2 protein-coding genes are annotated in these 900 nt (G+C 44.7%); both read left to right on the forward strand.

Annotated features, from left to right (window positions below; genetic code table 11):
* Positions 1-79 precede the first annotated feature (79 nt).
* The gene (tnpB, locus tag AB4238_RS17825) at positions 80-442 is read left to right on the forward strand and encodes an IS66 family insertion sequence element accessory protein TnpB (RefSeq protein ID WP_372034660.1); all 363 of its coding nucleotides are present in this window, start codon (positions 80-82) and stop codon (positions 440-442) included.
* Between the two features lie 86 nt (positions 443-528).
* Positions 529-900 (forward strand): IS66 family transposase zinc-finger binding domain-containing protein (locus tag AB4238_RS17830; RefSeq protein WP_372034661.1); only part of this gene is annotated, 372 nt, incomplete at its 3' end.

Below are 900 nucleotides of genomic sequence, written 5' to 3' on the forward strand. Positions count from 1 at the left end.
GTAAGCGTCCGGTAAACCCCACCTTCATATTCAATAGCTGATAATTCATCATCGCTCTTCAAAATAACTGGAGAGCGATATGTTTGGTAACAGCACCCGACTCGATGTCACCATGATCTGTGGTGTCACTGATATGCGTAAATCGATAGATGGCCTGAGCAACATTGTGGCTTACCAACTTGAGCAGGAGCCTTGTAATGAGCACTTGTTTGTCTTCTGTAATCGCCAGCGTAACAAGCTCAAAATCTTACAGTGGGCCAGTAATGGCTTTTGGCTGCATTATAAACGTCTTGAACAAAACACCTTCAAGTGGCCAGGGATACAAGATGAGCAATTGAGCCTGCGCATCTCACCTCAGCAACTTGAATGGCTACTTGCCGGACTCCCCCTAAGTCAGCCCCATGCCCATACCTCACTCTGTTATCACTACCACGACTTATAACTTAAGATCATAAGCAGAATTTATTGATCACCAATCAATCTAAATAAACACAACAACTTAGTGACTATTTATTAGATAATCACTGCATGGAGTTTAATCATGAAAACCTTCCGGATGATCCGGCTTTATTAAAGAAAATCATCCTGCAACAGCAGAGTAAACTGCTGCACTTTGAAGAACAGTTTCGCTTAGCCCAACAAAAGCAGTTCGGTAAGAGTGCCGAGGGCCACCCAGGCCAAGGTGAGCTGTTTAATGAAATTGAGGTAGAAGCTGAAGAGCCTGCTCAAGTGATAAAACCTGCGCGTAAAAAGCCAGTACGCAAGCCGCTGCCTACCAATCTACCTCGTGAAACTATCACTCATGACCTTAGTGAGAACGAAAAAGTTTGTGCCTGCTGTGGCGGAGCACTGCATCAAATGGGTCAAGAAGTCAGTGAGAAGCTGGAGTTTATCCCTGCA

The sequence above is a fragment of the Shewanella sp. 10N.286.45.A1 genome (genome assembly GCF_041470405.1).
In the GTDB taxonomy this organism is placed as follows: Bacteria; Pseudomonadota; Gammaproteobacteria; order Enterobacterales; family Shewanellaceae; genus Shewanella.